Genomic DNA, 22129 nt, shown 5'->3' on the forward strand with positions numbered 1-22129 from the left:
CGGCGGACAACCTTCACTCGACGAGTTGCGCCCCGTCCCGCTGGGCGGAGCAGCTGCGGCGGAAGGTGCAGCGGTCGCAGCCGCCGCCGGTCTGCGGGACGAAGCGCTCGGCGAGGACCCGGCCGGCCGCGTCGGCGAGCAGGTTCTCGATCCACGGCTCGCCCTCCGGCGGGTCCTGCCGCTGCACCTTGGGGGCGTCCTGGGCGGCCTTGGCGGCGGGCTCGCGCAGGTGGACGAGTTCGGCGCCGCCGGTGGCCGGGGGGCGGTCGGCGAAGCCGGGCAGCTCGTTGAGGGCCCCTGCGCGGACGGCGAGCTGGTAGACGGCGAGCTGCTTGTGCTCGGGCAGCGACCTGTCGGTGGGGATCTGCTTGCCGGTCTTGAAGTCGACGACGTAGGCGCGCCCGGCCGCGTCCTTCTCGACCCGGTCCATCGAGCCGCGGATGCGCACCGAGACGCCGCCGGCGTCGAGGGTGACGTCGAAGCCGTGCTCGGTGGCGACGAGGTCGCGGCCGCGTTCCAGCACGTGCCAGTTGAGGAAGCGCTCCAGGGCGGCACGGGCCTGGGTCTTCTCCTGCTGGGACTTCCAGGGCGCGTCGAAGGCCAGCGCGTCCCAGACGGTGTCCAGGCGTTCCATCAGGACGGCGAGGTCGGCGGGGGTGCGCCCGGAGCCGACCTCGTCGGCGAGCGCGTGCACGACGTTGCCGAAGCCCTGGGCGGCGGAGCCGGCTGCGCGGGCCTTGACCTCCTTGTCCAGGAACCACTGCAGCGAGCAGTTCTCCAGTTGCTCCAGGCCGCTGCCGGACAGCCGCACCGGCAGGTCGGCGCTGCGCAGCGGGTCGGGGGCGGCGGTGGCGTCGGCCAGGCCCCACCAGCGGTCGGGGCGGGCGGCGGGCACCAGTGGCAGGCCCTCGTCGTCGGTGGCGGCGGCGAGCAGGGCGAGCCGTTCGGCGGCGGCCCGGCGCAGTTCGGGCGAGCGGGCCGGGTCGACGGTGACGGCCCGCAGTTCGGCGACCAGTGCGGCGACGGACAGCGGGCGGCGCGGACGGTGGGTGACGTCCTCGACGACGACCGGCGGGGTGCGGCGCACGACCCTTCCGGTGCGCGGGTCGACGTCCTCGCGGTAGAGCTCGCGCAGGAAGCGGGAGGGCTCGTCGCCGTCGTCGGCGGGGGCCTTGACGGCGGTGACGATCAGCCGCTCCCGGGCGCGGGTCGCGGCGACGTAGAAGAGCCGGCGCTCCTCGCCGAGCAGGGCGCCCGGGGAGAGCGGTTCGGCGAGGCCGTCGCGGCCGATCCGGTCGGCCTCCAGCAGGGAGCCGCGGCGGCGCAGGTCGGGCCAGAGGCCGTCCTGGACGCCGGCGACGACGACCAGGCGCCACTCCAGGCCCTTGGAGCGGTGGGCGGTCATCAGCCGGACGGCCTCGGGGCGCACGGCCCGGACGGTGAGGGTGTCGGCGGCGATGTCCTGGGCGTCGAGCTCGGCGAGCAGGTCGAGGGCGCCGCGGTGGCCGGTGACCTGTTCCTCGGCGCGGGCGGCGGTCTCGAACAGGGCGCACAGCGCGTCGAGGTCGCGGTCGGCGTTGCGGCCGGCGGCGCCGCCGCGCAGGGCGGCCCGTTCCAGACGTTCGCGCCAGCGGCGGCTGCCGTCCCACAGCTCCCAGAGCGCCTCCTCGGCGGTGCAGCCGCCGGCGAGGCGTTCGCGGACCTTGCGCAGCAGGGTGCCGAGGTCGCGGGCCCGGCGGGCGTGGGCGGGGTCGAGGGCGATCAGCCGCTCGGGTTCGGCGAGGGCCTCGCGCAGCAGGTCGCCGGCCGGGCGCGGGGCGGCCGGGTCCCCGTCGGCGCGCAGGGCGGCGCGTTCCTCCTCGCGCAGGGCGCGGCCGAGGCGGCGCAGGTCGGAGCCGTCGAGGCCGCCGAGCGGGCCGGTGAGCAGGGCGTGGGCCAGGTCGGTGGTGAGCGGGTCGGGTGTGTCGGGGTCGCCGTGCCGGTCGCGGGCGGCCTGCTCGGCGCAGACCCGCAGGGCGAGCAGCAGGTGGGCGACGGCCGGCTCCTCGCGCAGCGGCAGGTCGTCGCCGTCGATCTCCAGCGGGACGCCGGCCGCGCTGAGCGCCCGCCGTACGCCGGGGATGGAGCGGGCGCCGGCCCGGACCAGGACGGCCATCTCGCCCCAGGGCACGCCGTCCTCCAGGTGGGCGCGGCGCAGCAGGTCGGCGATCGAGTCGAGTTCGGCGCCGGGGGTGGGGTAGGTGTAGACCTCGGCCCGGCCGCCCTCGCGGGAGGGCAGCAGCGCGCGGTGCTGGGCGAGCTTGTCGGCGGGCAGCCGGCCCATCGGCATCCGCCGGGCGAGCTCCCGGGAGGCGGCGAGCAGGACGGCGCCGGAACGGCGGGAGACACGCAACACCTTGACGTCGGCGGGTTCGCCGTCGGCCCGGCGGAAGGTCTGCGGGAAGTCGAGGATGCCGTTGATGTCGGCGCCGCGGAAGGCGTAGATCGACTGGTCGGGGTCGCCGACCGCGACGAGTTCGCGACCGCCGCCGGCCAGCTGGCGCAGCAGCCGGACCTGGGAGGGGTCGGTGTCCTGGTACTCGTCGACGAACACCACCTCGTAGCGCCGCCGCAGTTGCTCGGCGACCTCGGGGCGTTCGGCGAGCAGGACGGCCCGGTGGACGAGTTCGGCGTAGTCGAGGACGCCGCGCAGGTCGAGCACGTCGAGGTAGTCGGCGAGGAAGTGCGCGGCGGCGGCCCAGTCGGGGCGCTGGACGCCCTGGGCGAAGCGCTCCAGTTCGGCTTCGCCGAGGCCCAGCTCGCGGCTGCGGGCGAGGACGGCACGGACCTCGTCGGCGAAGCCGCGGGTGGTCAGGCAGGCCCGCAGGTCGAGCGGCCAGTGGATCCGGGAGCTGCCGAGTTTCGCGTCCTCGGCTCCGCCGGCCAGCAGTTCGCGGACCATGACGTCCTGCTCGGGGCCGGAGAGCAGCCGCAGCGGTTCGGCGTAGTCCTGCGGGTCCTGGTGGGCGCGCAGCAGGGCGTAGCTGAAGGAGTGGAAGGTGGTGGCCTGGGGGGCGGCCGAGGAGGAGCCGAGCCGGGCGGACATCCGGTCGCGCAGTTCCGTCGCGGCCTTGCGGCTGAAGGTGAGGACGAGGATGCGCTCGGGGTCGGTGCCGTCCTCGATCCGCCGGGCGACGGCCTCGACCAGGGTGGTGGTCTTGCCCGTCCCGGGGCCGGCGAGCACCAGCAGCGGCCCGCCGCCGTGCTCGACCACGGCGCGCTGGTACTCGTCCAGCACGGGTGGGGCGGGCTGGACGAGCGGGCTGCGCACGAGCCGGTACGGGGAACTCACGGAGGCGGATCCTGGGGTTGTGCTGGAGGCGTGGCCGGGCGGGCCCGCCGGGGCCCGCCCGTATCGAGCCTACGATCCTGCCCCGTCATTCCCGTCGGCGCGGCGGTTTCGCGGCATCCCCGGTCCGCAGCGACCCGGTCCGCGGCGGCCTCGTCGCGCGTTCCGCGGCGGCCTCATCGCGCGGTGCCCGGCTCCCGTCCGTCCCAGCGGGCCCGGCGCAGGTCGACCCGGGGCGGGTCGGCGAGTTCGCGCAGCGGGGTGCCTTCCTCGCCGTAGTGGGCGAGGGCGCGGTGCTCGTGCCCGGGCAGGAAGCGGCCGTCGGCGCGGATGACCCGCCACCAGGGGACCGAGCCGCCGTACAGGGCCATCACCCGGCCGACCTGCCGGGGGCCGCCCTGGCCGAGGTACTCGGCAACGTCCCCGTAGGTCATCACCCTGCCGGGTGGAATCCGCTCGGTCAGGTCGAGCACCAGTTCGGCGAAGGGCGGCAGGGTGTCCGGGAGGCCGTCGTCTGTTACGTCCGTCACCTGCGGCATTCTTCCTCACGGGGGCGCACCCGCGGCCCCGTACGAACGATCCGCCGCGCCCGATCCGGCCCCTGTCCAGCACGGGGCGCCGAGGCATGCCACCATCTTCGGGGCGGTGAGTGGTGATACGAGGACAAGACCAGATGACCGGGACGGCTGACGTGGGTGTGGACGAGGACTCCGACGAGTCCGCCGCCGCCGTGCCCTCGGCTCCCGGTGGTGGGCCCGCGACCGGGCCTACGCCGGAAGTCTCCCTGATCAAGGACCGGACGATCAAGACCCCCGCGCCCGCCGAGGCCTCCGAAGAACCCGCCGAACCCGCCGAACCCGCCGAGGCCCCCGGGGAACCGGCCGTCCCCGGACCGGCGGCTGCCGAACCGCCGGCCCGGCGCCCGCTGCCCGACTACCACGACCCGCTGGACGGCACCCCGCACCTGGACGTCGACGAGCCACTGCTCGCCGCCCGGGCGCACCGCCCGTCCGACCTGATCCGCTTCCTGGCCGGCGTCTTCGGCATAGTCGCCGTCTTCGTGCTGGCGGGCATCGCCACCTCGACCACCACCGGCATCGAACAGGACATCGCCACCAACGCGCCGCACTTCTCCGCGGTGCTCTCCACGATCACCGGCCTGCTCTCCAGCGTCGCGGTGCTCGCCGTGCCGCTGGCCTTCGCGGTCGAGCGGCTGATCAAACGCGACGGCCTGCGGGTCGCCGACGGCGTGCTCGCCTCGGTGCTCGCCTACGGCGTCTCGCTGGGCATCGACTGGTGGGTGGCCGAAGGCGCCTCCGACCACATCCGGGACGCGCTGACCAGGCTGCCGATGGACAGCAACGGCACCCTCACCGACCCGGTGCACGGCTACCTCGCCCCGGTGATCGCCTACATGACCGCGGTCGGCATGTCGAGCCGCCCCCGGTGGCGGGTCGCCCTGTGGGTGGTGGTGGTCTTCAGCGGGATCACCGAACTGCTCGGCGGCTACACCACCCCGCTGTCGCTGCTGCTCACCGTCCTGATCGGCTGGTCCGTCGCGTACGGCACGCTGTACGCGATCGGCTCCCCGAACATCCGGCCCACCGGCCAGCACCTGATGATCGGCCTGCGCAAGGTCGGCTTCACCCCGGAGAGCGCCCACCGCGCCCCGGACGCGCCCGGCGGCACCCGCCGCTACTACGTCACCCAGCAGAGCGGCCCGCCGCTGGACGTCCACATCATCGACCGCGAGCAGCAGGCCTCCGGCTTCTTCTACCGGGCCTGGCGGCGGCTGCGGCTGCGCTCGGTGGCGGTGCGCCGCAGCCCGCAGTCGCTGCGCCAGGCGCTGGAGCAGGAGGCCCTGATCGCCTACGCGGCGGCCGCGTCGGGCGCCCGCGCGCCGCAGCTGGTCGCCACCTCCGAGCTGGGTCCGGACGCCGCGATCCTGGTCTACGGCAAGGTCGAGGGCCGCATCCTGGACGAGCTCTCCGACGAGGAGGTCACCGACCAGGTGATGGCCTCGCTCTGGGAGTCGGTGGCGGCCCTGCACGAGCGCCGGATCGCCCACCGCCGGCTGACCGGCGAGTCGCTGCTGGTGGTGGACGAGAAGACGGCCTGCCTGGTCAACCTCTCCGGCGGCGACATCGCCGCCACCGACCTGACGCTGCGCATCGACGTCGCCCAGCTGGTCACCACCTTCGCGCTGCGGATCGGCCCGGAGCGGGCCGTCGCCACCGCCAACGCGGTGCTCGGCGCCGACCGGGTCGCCCAGGCGCTGCCGCTGCTCCAGCCGGTCGGGATGAGCCGCTCCACCAGGGTCGACCTCGCGCGGCTCACCAAGGAGCGCAAGACCGTCGCCCGGGCCAGGGCGCTGGAGCAGGTCGCGGCCGGCGAGCGCACCCAGCAGCAGGCCGAGGAGGACATCGCGGTGGCCGGCGAGGACCTGCTGAGCCGCATCCGCGGCCAGATCCTCCAGATCGCCCCCGAGGCGCCGATGGAGCCGGCCAAGCTGGAGCGGCTGAAGCCGAAGAGCCTGATCATGGTGATCGCGCTCACCTTCGCCGCCTACCTGGCGCTGACCACCATCAAGCCGGCCCAGCTCAAGCTCTCCCAGATGGACTGGGTCTGGGCGGCGGCGGCCCTGCTGGCGGCCGCGTTCAGCTACGTCGCCGCCGCGATGAGCCTGACCGGATTCGTCCCGGAGAAGCTGCCGTTCCGGCGCACCGTCGCGGCCCAGCTGGCCGGCTCCTTCGTCAAGCTGGTCGCGCCCGCCGCGATCGGCGGCATCGCGCTCAACACCCGCTACCTGCAGAAGGCCGGGATCCGCTCCGGCCAGGCGGTGGCCTCGGTCGGCGCCTCCCAGCTGGCCGGCCTGGCCGGGCACCTGCTGCTGCTGTTCAGCTTCGGCCTGATCACCGGCAGCCAGACCAACGGCGACCTGTCCGCCTCCCGCGCGGTGATCATCGGCGTGCTGACCGCCGCCGTGCTCGCCCTGGTGGTGGCGGCGGTCGCGCCGCTGCGCCGGTTCGTGCTGGGCCGGCTGCGTTCGCTGTTCTTCGGCGTGGTGCCGCGGATGCTCGACCTGATGCAGACGCCCAGCAAGCTGGTCACCGGCTTCGGCGGCATCCTGCTGCTGACCCTGTCCTTCACCGCCTGCCTGGACGCCTCGGTTCAGGCCTTCGGCGGCGACGTCAGCTTCTCGGCGGTCGCGGTGGTCTTCCTGACCGCCAACGCGGCCGGCTCGGCGATCCCCACCCCGGGAGGCATCGGCCCGGTCGAGGTCGCCCTGATCGGCGCCCTGACGGTCGCGGACGTGTCGCCGGCGGTCGCCACCCCGGCGGTCTTCCTCTACCGGGCGCTCACCTTCTGGCTGCCGGTGCTGCCGGGCTGGATCTCCTACAACGTGCTGCAGCGCCGCGGCGCGCTCTGACGTCCACCGGATACGCGGAAGGGCCCGCCGAGGCGGGCCCTTCCGGTGCGTTCCGGCGTTCTAGTAGACCGGCTTGTGCGGCTCGATCTGGTTGACCCAGCCGAGCACGCCGCCGCCCAGGTGGACGGCGTTGGCGAAGCCGGCCGCCTTGACCACGGCCAGCACCTCGGCCGAGCGCACGCCCGACTTGCAGTGCAGCACGATCTTGCGGTCCTGCGGCAGCTTCTCCAGGGCGTCGCCCATGAGGAACTCGTTCTTCGGGATCAGCACCGCGCCGGGGATGTTGACGATCTCGTACTCGCCGGGCTCGCGGACGTCGATCAGGAAGATGTCCTCCTTGTCGTCCTGCCACTGCTTGAGCTGCGCCGAGGTGACGGTCGAGCCGGCGGCGGCGGCCTGCGCCTCCTCCGACACGACGCCGCAGAAGGCCTCGTAGTCGATCAGCTCGGTGACCGTCGGGTGCTCGGAGCAGACGGCGCAGTCCGGGTCCTTGCGGACCTTCACCTGGCGGTAGTTCATCTCCAGGGCGTCGTAGATCATCAGCCGGCCGACCAGCGGGTCACCCACGCCGGCCAGCAGCTTGATCGCCTCGGTGACCTGGATCGAGCCGATGGACGCGCACAGCACGCCCAGCACGCCGCCCTCGGCGCAGGAGGGGACCATGCCCGCCGGCGGGGCCTCCGGGTAGAGGCAGCGGTAGCAGGGGCCGTGCTCGGCCCAGAACACGCTGGCCTGGCCGTCGAAGCGGTAGATCGAGCCCCACACGTACGGCTTGCCGAGCAGCACCGCGGCGTCGTTCACCAGGTAGCGGGTGGCGAAGTTGTCGGTGCCGTCCACGATCAGGTCGTAGCCGGAGAAGATCTCCATGACGTTGGAGTTGTCGAGGCGCTCCTCGTGGAGGATCACGTCGACGTAGGGGTTGATCTCCTTGACCGAGTCCCGCGCCGACTCCGCCTTGGAGCGGCCCACGTCCGACTGGCCGTGGATGATCTGGCGCTGCAGGTTCGACTCGTCGACCACGTCGAACTCGACGATGCCCAGCGTGCCGACACCGGCCGCGGCCAGGTACATCAGCGCGGGCGAGCCCAGGCCGCCGGCGCCGACGCACAGCACCTTGGCGTTCTTCAGCCGCTTCTGCCCGGCCATGCCCACGTCGGGGATGATCAGGTGGCGGGAGTACCTGCGGACCTCGTCAACGGTGAGCTCGTCGGCCGGCTCGACCAGGGGTGGCAACGACACGGGGACTCCGATGGGTGTCTGGTTCAGGTGGCCTGGGCCAGCCTCATGGTGGTTGCTGCGCCGCCACGCGGGTGGCTCCTAGGCCAACAGTGTCACGCCCCTTCGGTATTCCGAGACAGCTCGTCCGATGGGCGAGACGGCCGGCGTCGGATCGTGGGACCGCCCGCCGGAGCCCGGAAAAGCGCCCCGGGCCTGTGCCGACAGGCCCGGGGCGCTCCCGGTGGCCGCTCAGACCCGGCAGGCCGTCTCCAGCCAGACGTCCCCGAGCGACTCCTCCAGCGGCACCTGTGTCCGCCAGCCGAGACGGTCCCGGGCGGTGCGCACGTCCGCCTGCCGCCACGGCACCGGCTCCCCCGCCGCGACCCGGCCCTCCGGCCGGTGGCCCGGCAGGTGGTGGCCGGGCAGGTGGTCGCCGACCGGGCCGCCGGCCTGCGCGGGCAGCAGGACCTGGCGGTTCTCCTCGACGATCGCCCCCTCGAAGCCGGACGCCCGGACCAGCAGCTGGGCCGCGTCCCGGGCCCGGACGGCGTGCCCGCTGCCGATGTTGACCACCCCGGTGGCGGCCGACACCGCCGCCGCCTGAATCGCCCGCGCGACGTCCCGCACGTCCACGAAATCCCGGTATCCGGACAGGTCCGGCATCCGCACCTGGGTTTCGTCCCGCTCCAGGGCCCGCCGCAGCCCCTCCGCGAGCCGCCCGAACAGCGAGGCGGTCGGCGCCCCCGGGCCCACCACGTCGAACACCCGCAGCACCGCCGCGTCCAGGCCCGACGCCAGCACCAGCTCCGTCCCGGCCAGCTTGGACACCCCGTACGGGCCGACCGGCCGCGGCTCGGCCTGCTCCGACACCGGCACCCCGCCCGGCACCGGGCCGTACTCGGCGGCCGAGCCGACGTGCACCAGCCGGGCCGGCTCCCGGCTGCGCCGGATCGCCTCGCAGACGGTGGCGACGGCCAGCGTGTTCGACCGGATCAGGGTGCGCGAGCTGCCGTAGGTGGCGCCCGCGCAGTTGATCACCACCTGCGGCACGACCGCGTCCAGGAACCGGGCCAGCGCGCCCGGGCTTCCGGTGGTCAGGTCGAAGCGGATGTCGGCCGAGTCGCGCCGGCCGAGCACCGTCACCTGCAACTCCTGGTCCATGAGCAGACGATCGGTGACCCGGCGGCCGATGAAACCGTCGGCGCCCAGCAGCAGCACCCTCATCGGGGGCGTCCTTCCACGAAGCGAGGTCGGGGACGACCTGGCGGACTGAAAATCAAGAGCGGACTGAGTGAGAGCAGAGAGAAGGGGGCGGCACCCGGGGCCGCACCGGCGGGCGGGGCTCAGCGGTGCGAACCGGCCCGGCCGAGCACGGCCCAGGCGTACGCCAGCAGCACCGCGGCGACCGCGCCGCCGCCGAGCACCCCGGCCGTCGGCCCGGAACGGCCCAGGGCGAGCAGCCCGAGCGCCACGGCGGGCCCGGCCAGCGCCCCCGCCGCGGCGGCCGCCGTCCGGCCGCAGCGGGCCAGCAGCGCGGGCAGCACCAGCAGCAGGCCCAGCACGCCCTGCGCCGCCCACTGCGCGGCGCCGGCCCGTTCGGCCGCCAGGTGCAGCAGGCCCCCGCCGTGGCCCGGCCCGGGGCGCGGCGCGAGGACGGTCAGCACCGCCAGCGCGGCGAAGGTCAGCACCGCGAGCACCGCCAGGTGCAGGGCGACCGCCACCGGGAGCACCGGCCGCATCCGGGACCGGAACTCTGCCAGCGTGGCCGCCGCGCCGAGATGGCCGCGGCCGACCTGCCGGTACCAGCGGGCCGCCCGCTCGGCCGACCCGGCCGACACCGCCCCGGCCAGCACCAGCGCGGCGGTCAGCCGCCGGTCCCCGTCCGCCGCGGCCAGCGGGAGCAGCAGCAGCGCGGCCAGGCCCAGCCCGTGCCCCAGCGCCGCCGGGTGCCACCGGGAGCCGGCCCGCCGCGGCGCCCGCGCCGGACCCAGCCCGTCCGCCGCGCCGCAGGGGCGGGTGTCCGGCGGGCCGGGCTCGGCGGCGGGGTCCGCGGCCAGGGCGGGCACCAGCACCAGCGGGACGGCGGCCGGCAGCAGCACCGGCCAGCGGGCGCCGAGCGCGACCACGGCCGCGCAGGGCAGCGCGGCCAGCGCGGCGGCGGTCAGCGTCGCCCGGGTGGCGGCGGCGCACTCCCGGCCGCGCGGCGGCTCCGGCACGGGTGGGCGGCGGGGCACCCGCGCGTACAGCTCCTCGGCGAGCGAGAACAGGTCGGCGTGCCGGCAGCGCGCGGCGGCCTGCGGGCCGAGCCCGGCCTCCTCCAGTCCGGCGGCGATCTCCAGCGGGTCGACGGCCCGCTCGCACAGCGCCCGGTGCTCGGCCATCACCTCGCGCACCGGGTCCCCCACCGGGCTCCCGGGGCCGCCCGGCGCCGCGCCGCCCGCCATCAGACGGCCTCCGCGAGGGCGCCGGGGCGCTCTTGCGCGCCGGCGTCACCGCCCCCGTCCTCCGGCCGCTCGGACCCGGCCGGCCCGGCGCCGTGGCGTCCGCCGGAGCCGTCCGCCGCGTCCGGGGCACCCTGGCCGCCCGGGCCGCCCGGCGCGCGGCGGCCGTCGGCGAGCCAGTACTCGGCGGGCCGGGCGAACGGGCGCGGCGACTCCCCGGCCGCGCCGCTGGCCCCGCCGCCGGGGAAGGCCGGGTACTGCGAGACCAGCTCCAGGTAGATCTCCCGGAAGGCGCCGATCACCGGCTCCACGGCGAAGCGTTCCTGCGCCCGCAGCCGCCCGGCCAGCCCGAGCCGGGCGCGCCGCTCCTCATCGCGCAGCAGCGCCAGGCAGGCGCCGGCCAGCGCGCGCGGGTCCCGGGCGGGCACCAGCAGCCCGGTCGGCCCGACCACCTCGCGGGCCACCCCGACGTCGGTGGACACCACGGCCCGGCCGCTGAGCATCGCGTCCGCGAGCAGCCGGGGGCTGCGCTGGGACAGCGCGGAGAACACGGCCAGCGTGCCGCCCTCCCAGACCTCGGCGAGCGAGCCGGGCCGCCCGGCGAAGTCCACCGCCGCGGCCAGTCCGAGCCGCTCGGCGAGCGCCGCGCAGTGCGCCCGGTAGCCGGGCTCGGCCTCCTCGCCGTGGATCACCAGCCGGGCCCTCGGCAGGTCGGCGCGCACCCGCGCGAAGGCGTGCAGCATCAGCTCGGTGTCCCGCCCCGGCTCCAGCGCGCCCGCCCACACCAGGGTCGGCACGGCGGGCTCGGGCCCGGCCGCCGGGCGGACCACCGCGGGCGTCCCCTCGTAGACCACCCGGGTGCGCGCCTGGTCGGCCCCGCAGCGGCGCTGCCACTGCTGGTCGTGGGCGCTGCCGGGGGTCAGGACGGCTGCCTGCCGGTAGGTCTCCTCGGTCAGCGCCCGGAAGTACGCCAGCAGCAGCGCCCGGACCGGCCACCGGTACGGCGCCTCGCGGTGGCCGAGGTACTGCTCGCGCAGGTGCAGGCCGTGCTCGGTGACCACGAACGGCACCCCGTGCAGGTACCGGGCGACCAGCGCGGGCAGCGCCGCGGGGCCGCCGCCGACCACGTGGCACAGGTCGGCGCCGCCGAGGCCGTCGGGCCCGGTGCCGTACCAGGGCGCGGACAACGGCCGCAGGCACTGCTCCAGCAGGTCCGCCGCGACCAGCACGTCGCGGACCAGCGGCTGCCCGGCCGAGGTCTCCGCGCCCGGCAGCCGCCAGACCCGCTCCAGGGTGCGCCGGGCGTGCGCGGAGGCGAGGAAGGCGGGCAGCGTGCCGTCCTCCCGGGCGAGGACGGCCAGCCGGTACAGCCCGGCCCCGAAGCCGGCCCGCTCCCCCGGCAGCACCAGGGCTCTGACCAGGTCCTCGTACGCCCGGGCGTACTGGCGTCCGCGCAGCGTGCCGGGCACCCGGCCGCCCGGCCGGCGCCCCCACAGCGCCAGCTCGCGCGCCCCGCGCCAGGCGGGCGACAGCCGCTCGGCGGTGCCCTGGCCACCCTGGCCGGTCAGCAGGTACAGCCCGAACTCGTGCTCCGGCAGGCCCGCGGCCAGCCGGTCGCACCAGCCTCCGGCGCCGCGCCGGGAATGTGGGCCGGCACCCTCGGTGAGCAGGGCGATGCGCACGGGAGACCTCCAGGGCAGAGCGGATCACGGGCGGGCGGATCGACGGATGGCTTGAGCGGCTTGAGTGGCCACCGGGGCGGCCCCGCACGGCGGCGGGGACGGTCCGGGGGCGAGGAGTCCGGTCGGCCGGGTACGACACCGCGACGCTCCCCCGGGGCGGGGCACCACCGAGCGGTGGTGCGGCCGTCCGGCCCGACGGTCCGGCCGCGCCCCTCCCGCGATCCGTTCCCCCGGGCGCACGCCCGTTCCGGCGGGCCGGGCCCGACCCGCCGGGCCCCCTGGGTGCGGCCGCCCTCCGGATTTCCCCGGCGTCCGCGGCCTCCCCCACACCTGTTCGGTCCGACAGCAGAAAGGTAGGACCGGGCCCGGGCAATCCATCGGTCACATGCCTGGTTGCCACCTGAACGAGTGAACGGGCGTGACCTCGCCCCGAACCGGGCCGTTACCGGGCGGCGCCGGCGGCCGGGCGCCGGTCGCCGGCCTCCCCGCTCATGGCGGACGATGGGAGTGGCCTTGTTCGCCGCCGCGAGGGGCCCCGGGTCCACGATGCCGGCCCGCGCTCCGCGCTCGGTGACGCCGCCGGTGCGGTGCGTCACGAGGTTCGGATTCCGACGGCCCGGACGGCCGTTCCGGCCCCTGTCACACCCCTGCCGACGCCGAGGTCAGCGCCGTATTGTGGGCTCCTGACAAGGAGGCCGAGGTCCTTTTCTCACTCCCGCCGAACGCGGAAGCGGTTACCGAAAAGTAGAATCGGCCCTCTTGCCAGCCCCGAACAACCGAAGTGAGGAGCGCCGTGACGGCCATCCAGGAGGCGCAGGAGCGCCCGCGCGGTGCCCGCCTGCCGCGAAGCGCCCGCCGTGAACAACTGCTCGGTGCCGCCCAGGAGGTGTTCGTCGCGCAGGGTTACCACGCGGCCGCCATGGACGACATCGCCGACCGCGCCGGGGTCAGCAAGCCGGTGCTGTACCAGCACTTCCCCGGGAAGCTGGAGCTGTACCTGGCGCTGCTGGACAAGCACTGCGACGCCCTGGTCGAGTCGACCCGCGACGCACTGTCGACGACCACCGACAACAAGCTCCGGGTGGCCGCGACGATGGAGGCGTACTTCAACTACGTCTCCAGCGAGTCCGGCGCGTTCCGCCTGGTCTTCGAGTCGGACCTGACCAACGAGCCGGCCGTGCGCGAGCGGGTCGAGCGGGCCTCCGAGGCGAGCGCGACGCTGGTCAGCAAGGTGATCCAGGAGGACACCGACCTGCCCGAGGCGGAGTCCAAGCTGCTCGCCGCCGGGGTCTGCGGCCTGGCCCAGATCACCGCCCGGTACTGGCTGTCGCAGGGCCTGGACATCCCGCGCGACGAGGCGGCGCGACTGGTCGCCAGCCTGGCCTGGCGCGGGCTGAAGGGCTTCCCGATGCACCCCACCTCGGAGGGCGGAGAGGCCCTCTAGCAGGGGTGATCCACCGACCTTCGCCGCCGCGGTGATCCCGTGCTCTATGGTGAAGCCGTACGGCGCGGTCGTCGCGAACGCTTGTCCCAGGCGGTCGGGGTGTCCGCGCGTGGAGGCTGCAACCCCGGAGGGACGGAAGCCGTGGAGGTCAAGATCGGCGTGCAGAACACGCCGCGCGAGATCGTGATCGAGAGCACGCAGAGTGCCGATGAGATCCAGAGCGCGATCGCCAAGGCGCTGGAGGGTTCGGAGAAGCTCTTCGCGCTGACCGACGAGCACGGCCGCCGCGTCATCGTCCCGGCCGAGCGCCTGGCGTACGTGGAGATCGGCGAGCAGGCCGCCCGCAAGGTCGGCTTCGGCACCGCCTGAGGCGTCGTCCGAGCTGCTCACCCGGTGCCCCGCTCCCCCAGGGAGCGGGGCACCGTTGCGTGTACGGCCGGGTCGGCCGGGGTACGGCGACAGTGCGGCCGTCGGCGCCGCGCGCCCGTCCCCGGGAGGCAGTTTTGCTGGTCGAGTCGATCGCCTTCGCCCTCGTCGGCCTGGCCGCGGGCCTGGCCGCACTGCTGGCGCGGCCCGCGTACTTCCGGGCGGCTCGCACCCTGACCCTGGGCACCGCCCTGGCGGCGGCGCTGCTCGGCGGGACGGTGGCGCACTTCTGCCTGGACGGGCGCTACCCGGCGGCGTCGATCGCGGCCGCGGCGCTGGCCTCGGCGGTGCTGACCACGACGCTGGCCCGGCCGGACCTCGCCGCCGGGCGGGCCCCGGCGCACCGGCACCACCCGCACCGGGCCGGTGTCCACCGCACACGGCGCCACCGGCCGGCCTGACGCCCGGGCCGGACAGGCCCTAGCTGGCCAGGCCCAGGGCGGCCATCCGCCGGGTGTGCGCCTCGGTGATCCGGTTGAACATCTTGCCGACCTCGACCAGGTCGAAGCCCTGCACCTGGACGCCGCCGACCAGCAGGTTGGACAGCGCGTCCCGCTCGGCGACCACCCGCTGGGCCTGGCTGAGCGCCTCGCCCATCAGCCGCCGGCCCCACAGCGCGAGCCGGCCGCCGGAGCGCGGGTCGGCCTCGATGGCCTGGCGCACCTTGTCCACCGCGAACTGGGCGTGCCCGGTGTCGGACATGACGCCGAGCACCAGGTCGCGGGTGTCGTCGTCGAGCCGGACGGCGACCTCGCGGTAGAAGTCGGTCGCGATGGCGTCGCCGACGTAGGCCTTGACCAGGCCCTCCAGCCAGTCCGAGGGCGCGGTCATCCGGTGGAACAGCTCCAGCGGCTCGACGAACGGGCGCATCGCCTCCTGCGGGTCGGCGCCGATCTCGGCGAGCCGGTCGTGCAGGCGCTGGTAGTGCTGGAACTCGGCGGAGGCCATCCGGGCCAGGGCCGCCTTGTCGGCGAGGTCCGGCGCCAGCTTGGCGTCCTCGGCGAGCCGCTCGAAGGCGCTCAGCTCGCCGTAGGCGAGTGCGCCGAGCAGGTCCAGCACCGCCGCCCGGTAGCCGGGGTCGGCCGAGCACGCGGCCCAGTCCCCGATCGAGCCGGCCGCGGCGTCCTGCGTCTCACCATGGGTCTCCATGACCCGCCACCTTAGTCCCGCCGGCCCGGGGGACCCACCCTGGCCGGCCGTCGGCCGGTCGCCCGGGTGACCGGCCGGAACACCCCTTCCGGCCCGGGTCGGGAGGGGCAATGTCAGACGCGTCACGTGTTCGAGTCGTCGCCTGACTGTATGGTGGTACGGAGCCCCGTCGTGTTCGCACGGTGTCACCGCCGTCTCGGTGTCCCGCGCAAGCCCGCTCCGAAGCGGCACCGTCCATCCGGACGTGTCCGCACCGGAGCCACGGGTACTCACGTACGCGGATGCCCGGTCGGAGAGCCGATCGGCTCCGACCATGGCTTGGACTTCAAGCCTTGGCACCGCATCAGTGGCCGAGCGAGGGCCGCCGAGACCACGCCCCCTGGCGAAGGTCCCGCGCAGGTCCCTCATGGGAATCCTCCCCGACGCCGCCGGCGACGCGCCCCGCACAGGGCAGCGCGCACCGGCCGGCCGCAGGGACCGGCGCGGTTGTGCGTCCGCTCAGCTGCATCAGGGCCGCCAGGCCCGTACGCAGCCGTGCGGCTGCCCGCCCGCCGCTCGCTCTCGGCCCCTTTCACACGGAAGAGGCAGCACCCTGTCCACCACCGCTGAACCCATCAAGACGACGTTCCGGGATCTGGGAATCCTCCCGGAGACCGCCGAGGCGCTCGAGTCCGTCGGCATCGTCCACCCCTTCCCCATCCAGGAGATGACCCTCCCGGTCGCGCTGACCGGCCACGACGTCATCGGCCAGGCCAAGACCGGCACCGGCAAGACCCTCGGCTTCGGCCTCCCGCTGATCGAGCGGTGCGTCGTGCGCGCCGACGTGGACGCCGGCCGGGCGACCGAGGAGCAGCTCTCCGACGGCCCGCAGGCGCTCATCGTCGTCCCGACGCGTGAGCTCTGCACCCAGGTCACCAACGACCTGCAGACCGCCGGCAAGGTCCGCGACGTGCGCGTCCTGGCCGTCTACGGCGGCCGCGCGTACGAGCCGCAGGTCGAGGCGCTCGCCAAGGGCGTCGACATCGTGGTCGGCACCCCGGGCCGCCTGCTGGACCTGGCCGGGCAGAAGAAGCTGAACCTGTCCAAGGTCCGCTCGCTGGTCCTGGACGAGGCCGACGAGATGCTCGACCTCGGCTTCCTGCCGGACGTCGAGAAGATCATCACCATGCTGCCGGCCAAGCGGCAGACCCTGCTGTTCTCGGCCACCATGCCGGGTCAGGTCATCAGCCTCGCCCGCCGGTACATGAGCCAGCCCACCCACATCCGGGCCGCCGCCCCGGACGACACCGGCACCACCGTCGCCAACATCGAGCAGCACATCTTCCGCGCGCACTCGCTGGACAAGGTCGAGCTCGTCTCGCGCATCCTCCAGGCCGACGGCCGCGGGCTGGCGATGATCTTCTGCCGGACCAAGCGCACCGCCGCCGACGTCGCCGACCAGCTGACCCAGCGCGGCTTCGCGGCCGGCGCCGTCCACGGCGACCTCGGCCAGGGCGCCCGCGAGCAGGCGCTGCGCGCGTTCCGCAACGGCAAGGTCGACGTGCTGGTCTGCACCGACGTCGCCGCCCGCGGCATCGACGTCGAGGGCGTCACGCACGTGGTCAACTACCAGTGCCCCGAGGACGAGAAGACCTACCTGCACCGGATCGGCCGCACCGGCCGGGCCGGCGCCTCGGGCACCGCCGTCACCCTGGTCGACTGGGACGACATCCCGCGCTGGCAGCTGATCAACAAGGCGCTGGAGCTGACCTTCAACGACCCGGAGGAGACCTACTCCACCTCGCCGCACCTGTACGAGCTGCTGAAGATCGCGCCGGGCACCAAGGGTGTGCTGCCGCGTTCGGAGCGGACCCGGGCCGGGCTCGGCGCGGAGGAGGTCGAGGACCTCGGCGAGACCGGCGGGCGCGGTGCGCGCACCGCCCGGGCCAAGGGCCCGCGCAGCGGCTCCGGCCGCACCGGCGCCCCCGAGGCCGCCGTGGCGACCGAGGAGAAGCCGCGCCGCACCCGTGAGCGCCGCCGCACCCGGGGCGGCTCCGCGGTCGCCGAGGGCGAGGCCGGGACCGTCGTCGAGGCCCCCGCGGCCCCGGCCGTCGAGGGCACCGAGGGCGAGTCGGCCCCGCGCCGCCGTCGCCGCCGTTCGCGCGGCGCCGCCGCCGGCGAGGCCGCCGTGGTGGCCGAGGCCGTCGCGGTGACCGAGGCGGCCGTGGCGGCTCCGGTCGCCGAGGCTCCGGCCGCGGTGGCCGTCGTGGCCGCCGCCGAGGCCGTCGTCGAGGCCGCCGTCGCGGAGAAGCCGGCCGCCCGCACCCGGACGCGCGCCACCCGCAAGCCCAAGGCCGAGGCCGTCGAGGCCCCGGCCGAGGCTCCGGCCGTCGAAGCCGTCGAGGCCGCTGAGGCCGTCGTCGCGAAGAAGCCGGCCACCCGGACGCGCACCCGCAAGCCGAAGGCGGAGGCCGTCGAGGCCGTCGTCGAGGCCCCGGCCACCGAGGCCGCCGTCGCGGAGAAGCCCGCCACCCGGACGCGCACCCGCAAGCCCAAGGCCGAGGCCGCGACCGCCCCGGCGGCTCCGGAGGCTGCGGCCGCCGACGCCGCGACCGAGGTCCCGGCCCCGCGCAAGCGCACCCGGGCCCGCAAGGCCGCCGCCGCGCCGGAGGCCACCCCGGAGAGCTGACGCACCCCGTCCCGGAGGGGGCGGGCCGGGCCCCTCGCGGTCCGGCCCGCCCCCTCCGGCGTTCCGGCGTTCCGGCGTTCCGGCGTTCCGGCGTTCCGGCACAGGCTGGATAGGGTCGGGGGCACCGGCCAGTCGCCTGCAGGAGAGCAGCCCATGAGCACGCCGCCGTTCCTCACCCTTCCCCGCTGCGCCCGCGCGCTGCGGCTGTCCACAAGCCGCGGCGGGTTCGCCGCGCTGCGGGCCGAGCCGGACGGGCCGGTGCGCGGCTCGGCGCTGCTGGTGCCGGGCTTCACCGGCAGCAAGGAGGACTTCATCGCCCTGCTGGAGCCGCTGGCGGCGGCCGGCTACCGGGTGACCGCCGTCGACCAGCGCGGCCAGTACGAGACCGGCGGCCCGGACGACCCGGCCGCGTACGCCGTCGAGGCGCTGGGCGCGGACGTCCGGGCGCTCACCGAGGCCGTGGCCGCCGACGGCGGGCCGCCGCACCTGCTGGGGCACTCCTTCGGCGGCCAGGTGGTCCGGGAGGCAGTGCTGGCCGCGGCCGCGGACGGCCCGTCGCCGTGGCGCTCGCTGACCCTGATGTCCACCGGCCCGGGCGCGATCGACCCGGCCGAGGCGGCCCGTACCCAGCTGCTGCTGGACGTGCTGCCGGTCATGAGCCTGGAGGAGATCTGGCAGGTCATGCGGCAGATGGAGGAGGGCAGCGGGGACCAGAAGCAGCGCCCGGAGCCGGCCGTCGCGGAGTTCCTGCACCGCCGCTGGCTGGCCAACGTACCGCTGTCGCTGAGCGTCACCGGTGGCCATCTGGTCGCCGCGCCGGACCGGGTGGCGGAGCTGGCCGCCGCCACCGCCGGCCTGCCGGTGCTGGTGCTGTCCGGGGTGCGGGACTACGCCTGGCCGGTGCCGGAGCAGACCGGGATGGCGGAGCGCCTGGGGGCCCGCCGGGTGGTCGTCGAGGAGGCCGGCCACTCCCCCAACGCCGAACGCCCGGCCGCCACGGCCGAGGCGCTGGCCGCGTTCTGGGCCTGAGCCGCACCGGTCCCGGAGAGTGGTCTGAACCACTTCTCGAAGTTCGACCGTCCTCAACACAGGACAAAAGTCGTTAGTTACGGTAATCTTTGATTCTGTCCGGGAATCATCGCCGGCCTCCGCGTCGGCGCGAATCAGCCGAAACCTGGACTTCACGGTCGGGCAACGACCCGGAAGCATCACCACGTCACCGTGGTTCACGAGGCACCAGGCAAGCAGGGGGAGCCCTTGCCGCAGCAGACCGCCGCACGTACGAACCGAACGATCCGGCCGCACCGCCGGACCCGCAGGACCCCGAAAGGGCTGGTACCCACTCAGCCGCAATCGCCCCGACCGACGGGGCAAGAAGAGGAGACGCCCATGACGAAGACCATGCGCTTCGAGATCGTCCGACTGGACGACGCCAACGGCTCCGCCGCCGACCGCCTGATAGCCGACGCCGAGACCGTCCGCGAGTTCGTCCAGGCCGCCGCCCGCACCGGTGAGCGCCTGCTCATCCGCCCGTGCCCGACCGTCTGACCACGCGCGGCGCCTCCGACCGGGAGCCCTCACCCGCCGCCGACGAGCCGGGAGCGTCCGATCCGGACGTTCCGATACCCGACTGACGCCCTGTCACCGCGATCGCCGATGACAGGGCGTCAGTGCGTCCGGGCCCTGGGCCCGTAGACGTTTGCCGCCGCCCGCCACGGGACATCCCCCAACGGGAACCGCCCGTGCCGCGCCGCCCCACCCGCGCCGAACGGGCCCCGCCACCGACAGGTGCCGCCGAGCCCTCCGTACGGGTGATCGTCCTTGACGCGGCGGTCCGGAGGGAGGAGCGTTGTCGCCTATGAGGGGCGAGCCAAGCTGCCCGAGGTGCGCCGGTCGGGTCCGCGCCCCCGGTCTGTTCTCAGACACCTGGCAGTGCGACCGGCACGGAGCCGTGCACCCGATGCAGCCCGTGCTGCCACCGAGCGTCGAAGCCCTGGGCGTCGCCGTCGCCCGCTCGCAGGTCCCCGTCTGGCTGCCCTGGCCGCTCCCGGTCGGCTGGCTCTACACCGGCATCGCCCACGTCGGCGACGACGTCTCCGGCGCCCGGGCCACCGCCGTCGCCTGCTCCGGACCGGCCCCGCTCGGCGGCTTCGGCGAGCTGGTGCTCGTCGCCGAGGAACTGGGGGTCGGCCTCGGCGCCCGCTACGCCGGGATGCCCGGGCCCGACCCGGGCGACTCCGTCGGCCTCTACAAGCCCGCCGACGCCAAACTGCTGGCCGCCGGGCGGCCCACCCCGATGTTCCACGTCCCGGACGCCCCGGTCGACCGCGCGGTGTTCGTCGGCGAGGCCCGCGGCCTCTGGCTCTGGGCCGTCGCCTGGCCCGAGCAGTCCGCCCTGGTGATGTACGACGAACTCGTCCTCACCGACCTGCGCGAGGCCGGCGCCGAACTGGACCTGCTCCCCTGCGGGGCCCTCTCCCCCCGCCTGCTGGGATAGGTGCTGTCCGGCCGGGGCCCGGCGCCCTGTCCTATCCTGGGCGGCACCCCGAGCCCTCAGGAGTCCGCCCCGTGCGCATCGACCTGCACGCCCACAGCAACGCCTCCGACGGCACCGACAGCCCGACCGAGCTGGTCGCGGCGGCCGTGGCCGCGGGCCTCGACGTCGTGGCGCTCACCGACCACGACACCGTCGCGGGCCACGCCGAGGCCGCCGAGGCGGTGCGCGCGCTGCCGGACGGCAGCCGGCTGACCGTCGTCCCGGGCGCCGAGCTGTCCTGCGTGGTGGGCGGCGTCAGCATGCACCTGCTGGCGTACCTGTTCGACCCGGACGAGCCGGAGTTCGCGCGCGAGCGGGAGCTGGTGCGCACCGACCGGTTCCGGCGCGGGCGGGCGATCGTCGAGCGCTGCCGCGAACTCGGCGCGGACATCAGCTGGGAGCAGGTGCAGCGGATCGCCGGGACCGGCTCGGTCGGTCGCCCGCACATCGCCAGCGCGCTGGTCGAGGCGGGCGTCGTGGCCACCGTGTCGGACGCCTTCACCGCCGAGTGGCTGGCCAACGGCGCCCGGGCGGACGTGCGCAAGCACGAGACCGACCCGATCGAGGCGGTCCGGCTGGTCCGGGCGGCCGGCGGGGTGCCGGTGTTCGCCCACCCCGGCGCGGTCAAGCGCGGGCGGACCGTCCCGGACCAGGTGATCGCCGACCTCGCGGCGGCCGGGCTGGCGGCGCTGGAGGTCGACCACACCGACCACGACGAGGAGACCAGGGTGCGGCTGCGCGGCCTGGCCGACGAGCTGGGGCTGCTGGTCACCGGCTCCAGCGACTACCACGGCAGCCGCAAGACCGTCCGGCTCGGCGAGCACACCACCGACCCCGCGGTGTACGAGGCGCTGCTGGCGCAGGCCACCGGCGCGAAGCCGATCGGCGGCTGAGGGCCGCGCGCCGGGGTGCGGGGGCGCGGCGGGAGCGCGGGGCCAGGACGGGAGACTCGTGACCTGAGCCCCGGTCAGTCCAGCCGGACGCCGCGGCGGTCCGGGTCGCGCAGGTCGGCGCCCTGCTCCAGCCAGCGCTCCTGGAGCGCGGCCGCGCCGTGCACCCGCTTCCAGCCGGCCTCGTTGGGCGTCATCGGCAGCAGAGGCAGGAAACGGACCGGGTCGGCCGGCTCGTCCAGCTCCAGGTCCGGCACCAGGCCGCCCGGCTCGGCGGCCAGCACCGAGGTGAACGGCGCGCCGTCCCACAGCGGGGCGCCGAGGTCCAGCGAGCCGCCGGGGGCCACCACCAGGCCCTCGACCTGCGGGGTCGCGGCCAGGGTGGCCAGGCTGCGCAGCACGCTGTCGCGCCCGCCGCGGACGGTCAGCACCAGTTCGGCGCGTGGGCCGCGCAGTTGGTCGGCCACCGGTGCGGTCGGGTCGGCCATCGGCGCGGCGGACATGCCGAGCGTCGCGTACCGGACCAGGCCGTCGGCGTCCGGGCCGAAGCGCAGCACCTCGATCCGGTCGGTGCCGAGGAAGGTGACCGCGGCGCGGCCGCTCGGCTCGCCGAAGGTGGTGATCAGCCGGGCCTCGACGGCGGCCAGCACCGCCTCCCGGGAGAGCGCCGGGGAGCTGCCGCCGTGGGGTTCGCCGAAGAGCGGGAAGTCGTGCGCCATGCCGGTGAGCGTAACCCCCGGGGGCGGGCCGGCCGTGTGCGGGCGGCCCGGGCAAAGCCTCGGGAAAGCCCGGGGCGCCGATGGTCGGTCAGATGTTAGGGTGAGCGACTGGCCACCGGGAATCCTCAGGTTCCCGGGGCGGCGGCACGAAGGAGGTGGTTGCGGTGGATACCGGCCGACCATGCAGTACCGGCAGCT

Annotated in this window: 17 protein-coding genes; 9 read left to right on the forward strand and 8 right to left on the reverse strand. The window is 75.4% G+C overall.

What is annotated here, in order from left to right:
• Nucleotides 1-13: 13 nt before the first annotated feature.
• On the reverse strand, nucleotides 14-3331 hold the full coding sequence (locus AB0O82_RS28205) for an ATP-dependent DNA helicase (RefSeq protein ID WP_363586734.1): 3318 nt from the start codon (nucleotides 3329-3331) through the stop codon (nucleotides 14-16).
• 173 nt (nucleotides 3332-3504) lie between these two features.
• On the reverse strand, nucleotides 3505-3858 hold the full coding sequence (locus tag AB0O82_RS28210; protein WP_363586735.1) for an MGMT family protein: 354 nt from the start codon (nucleotides 3856-3858) through the stop codon (nucleotides 3505-3507).
• A gap of 143 nt (nucleotides 3859-4001) precedes the next feature.
• On the opposite strand from AB0O82_RS28210, the gene AB0O82_RS28215 reads away from it, so the two are divergent.
• Nucleotides 4002-6758, forward strand: coding sequence for a lysylphosphatidylglycerol synthase transmembrane domain-containing protein (locus AB0O82_RS28215; protein ID WP_363586736.1), 2757 nt, complete (start codon nucleotides 4002-4004; stop codon nucleotides 6756-6758).
• A gap of 60 nt (nucleotides 6759-6818) precedes the next feature.
• Here AB0O82_RS28215 and moeZ read toward each other — a convergent pair whose 3' ends face one another.
• The 4 genes from moeZ to AB0O82_RS28235 form a co-directional block, all read right to left on the reverse strand.
• Nucleotides 6819-7997 carry an adenylyltransferase/sulfurtransferase MoeZ gene (gene moeZ / locus AB0O82_RS28220; protein WP_363372596.1) on the reverse strand — a complete coding sequence of 393 codons (1179 nt, stop codon included), beginning with the start codon at nucleotides 7995-7997 and terminating at the stop codon, nucleotides 6819-6821.
• A gap of 228 nt (nucleotides 7998-8225) precedes the next feature.
• Complete coding sequence (locus tag AB0O82_RS28225) at nucleotides 8226-9200, reverse strand: NAD-dependent epimerase/dehydratase family protein (RefSeq protein ID WP_363586737.1); 975 nt, start codon at nucleotides 9198-9200, stop codon at nucleotides 8226-8228.
• A 119-nt stretch (nucleotides 9201-9319) separates the two neighbouring features.
• Nucleotides 9320-10420 carry a hypothetical protein gene (locus tag AB0O82_RS28230; RefSeq protein WP_363586738.1) on the reverse strand — a complete coding sequence of 367 codons (1101 nt, stop codon included), beginning with the start codon at nucleotides 10418-10420 and terminating at the stop codon, nucleotides 9320-9322.
• Nucleotides 10420-12099, reverse strand: a complete 1680-nt coding sequence (locus tag AB0O82_RS28235; RefSeq protein WP_363586739.1) for a DUF3492 domain-containing protein — start codon at nucleotides 12097-12099, stop codon at nucleotides 10420-10422. Before AB0O82_RS28235 ends, AB0O82_RS28230 begins: the two co-directional genes overlap by 1 nt.
• 793 nt (nucleotides 12100-12892) lie before the next feature.
• Here AB0O82_RS28235 and AB0O82_RS28240 point away from each other — a divergent pair.
• The 3 genes from AB0O82_RS28240 to AB0O82_RS28250 all read left to right on the forward strand — a co-directional run bounded on the left by AB0O82_RS28240 (nucleotide 12893) and on the right by AB0O82_RS28250 (nucleotide 14370).
• Nucleotides 12893-13543 (forward strand): TetR/AcrR family transcriptional regulator, encoded by a 651-nt coding sequence (locus AB0O82_RS28240; protein WP_363586740.1) that lies wholly within the window; start codon nucleotides 12893-12895, stop codon nucleotides 13541-13543.
• 141 nt (nucleotides 13544-13684) lie between these two features.
• Entirely contained in the window at nucleotides 13685-13912 is a 228-nt protein-coding gene (locus tag AB0O82_RS28245; RefSeq protein WP_063347919.1) for a DUF3107 domain-containing protein, read from the forward strand.
• A 134-nt stretch (nucleotides 13913-14046) separates the two neighbouring features.
• Complete coding sequence (locus AB0O82_RS28250) at nucleotides 14047-14370, forward strand: hypothetical protein (protein ID WP_363586741.1); 324 nt, start codon at nucleotides 14047-14049, stop codon at nucleotides 14368-14370.
• 19 nt (nucleotides 14371-14389) lie between these two features.
• Here the strand turns inward: AB0O82_RS28250 and AB0O82_RS28255 are convergent, their stop codons facing one another.
• Nucleotides 14390-15118, reverse strand: coding sequence for a ferritin-like fold-containing protein (locus tag AB0O82_RS28255; RefSeq protein ID WP_063347921.1), 729 nt, complete (start codon nucleotides 15116-15118; stop codon nucleotides 14390-14392).
• A 592-nt stretch (nucleotides 15119-15710) separates the two neighbouring features.
• On the opposite strand from AB0O82_RS28255, the gene AB0O82_RS28260 reads away from it, so the two are divergent.
• The 5 genes from AB0O82_RS28260 (at nucleotide 15711) to AB0O82_RS28280 (ending at nucleotide 21215) form a co-directional block, all read left to right on the forward strand.
• Nucleotides 15711-17786, forward strand: a complete 2076-nt coding sequence (locus AB0O82_RS28260; protein ID WP_363586763.1) for a DEAD/DEAH box helicase — start codon at nucleotides 15711-15713, stop codon at nucleotides 17784-17786.
• 153 nt (nucleotides 17787-17939) lie between these two features.
• Nucleotides 17940-18815, forward strand: coding sequence for an alpha/beta fold hydrolase (locus AB0O82_RS28265; RefSeq protein WP_363586742.1), 876 nt, complete (start codon nucleotides 17940-17942; stop codon nucleotides 18813-18815).
• 360 nt (nucleotides 18816-19175) lie between these two features.
• Complete coding sequence (locus AB0O82_RS28270; RefSeq protein WP_159398440.1) at nucleotides 19176-19334, forward strand: hypothetical protein; 159 nt, start codon at nucleotides 19176-19178, stop codon at nucleotides 19332-19334.
• A 310-nt stretch (nucleotides 19335-19644) separates the two neighbouring features.
• A complete protein-coding gene (locus AB0O82_RS28275) occupies nucleotides 19645-20283 on the forward strand; it encodes a DUF6758 family protein (RefSeq protein ID WP_363586743.1) in 639 nt (212 codons plus the stop codon).
• A 71-nt stretch (nucleotides 20284-20354) separates the two neighbouring features.
• Nucleotides 20355-21215, forward strand: coding sequence for a PHP domain-containing protein (locus tag AB0O82_RS28280; RefSeq protein WP_363586744.1), 861 nt, complete (start codon nucleotides 20355-20357; stop codon nucleotides 21213-21215).
• Nucleotides 21216-21289: 74 nt separating this feature from the next.
• Here the strand turns inward: AB0O82_RS28280 and AB0O82_RS28285 are convergent, their stop codons facing one another.
• Nucleotides 21290-21931 carry a suppressor of fused domain protein gene (locus AB0O82_RS28285; RefSeq protein ID WP_363586745.1) on the reverse strand — a complete coding sequence of 214 codons (642 nt, stop codon included), beginning with the start codon at nucleotides 21929-21931 and terminating at the stop codon, nucleotides 21290-21292.
• Nucleotides 21932-22129: the final 198 nt, after the last annotated feature.

The sequence above is a fragment of the Kitasatospora sp. NPDC088264 genome (assembly GCF_040685715.1).
Classification (GTDB): Bacteria; Actinomycetota; Actinomycetes; order Streptomycetales; family Streptomycetaceae; genus Kitasatospora.

Excerpts from the sequence above, each read along its gene's own strand:
- AB0O82_RS28215 (WP_363586736.1), top strand. The coding sequence starts at position 4,002 with ATGACCGGGACGGCTGACGTGGGTGTGGACGAGGACTCCGACGAGTCC.
- AB0O82_RS28225 (WP_363586737.1), bottom strand. The coding sequence starts at position 9,200 with ATGAGGGTGCTGCTGCTGGGCGCCGACGGTTTCATCGGCCGCCGGGTC.
- AB0O82_RS28230 (WP_363586738.1), bottom strand. The coding sequence starts at position 10,420 with ATGGCGGGCGGCGCGGCGCCGGGCGGCCCCGGGAGCCCGGTGGGGGAC.
- AB0O82_RS28255 (WP_063347921.1), bottom strand. The coding sequence starts at position 15,118 with ATGGAGACCCATGGTGAGACGCAGGACGCCGCGGCCGGCTCGATCGGG.
- AB0O82_RS28265 (WP_363586742.1), top strand. The coding sequence starts at position 17,940 with ATGAGCACGCCGCCGTTCCTCACCCTTCCCCGCTGCGCCCGCGCGCTG.
- AB0O82_RS28270 (WP_159398440.1), top strand. The coding sequence starts at position 19,176 with ATGACGAAGACCATGCGCTTCGAGATCGTCCGACTGGACGACGCCAAC.
- AB0O82_RS28275 (WP_363586743.1), top strand. The coding sequence starts at position 19,645 with ATGAGGGGCGAGCCAAGCTGCCCGAGGTGCGCCGGTCGGGTCCGCGCC.
- AB0O82_RS28285 (WP_363586745.1), bottom strand. The coding sequence starts at position 21,931 with ATGGCGCACGACTTCCCGCTCTTCGGCGAACCCCACGGCGGCAGCTCC.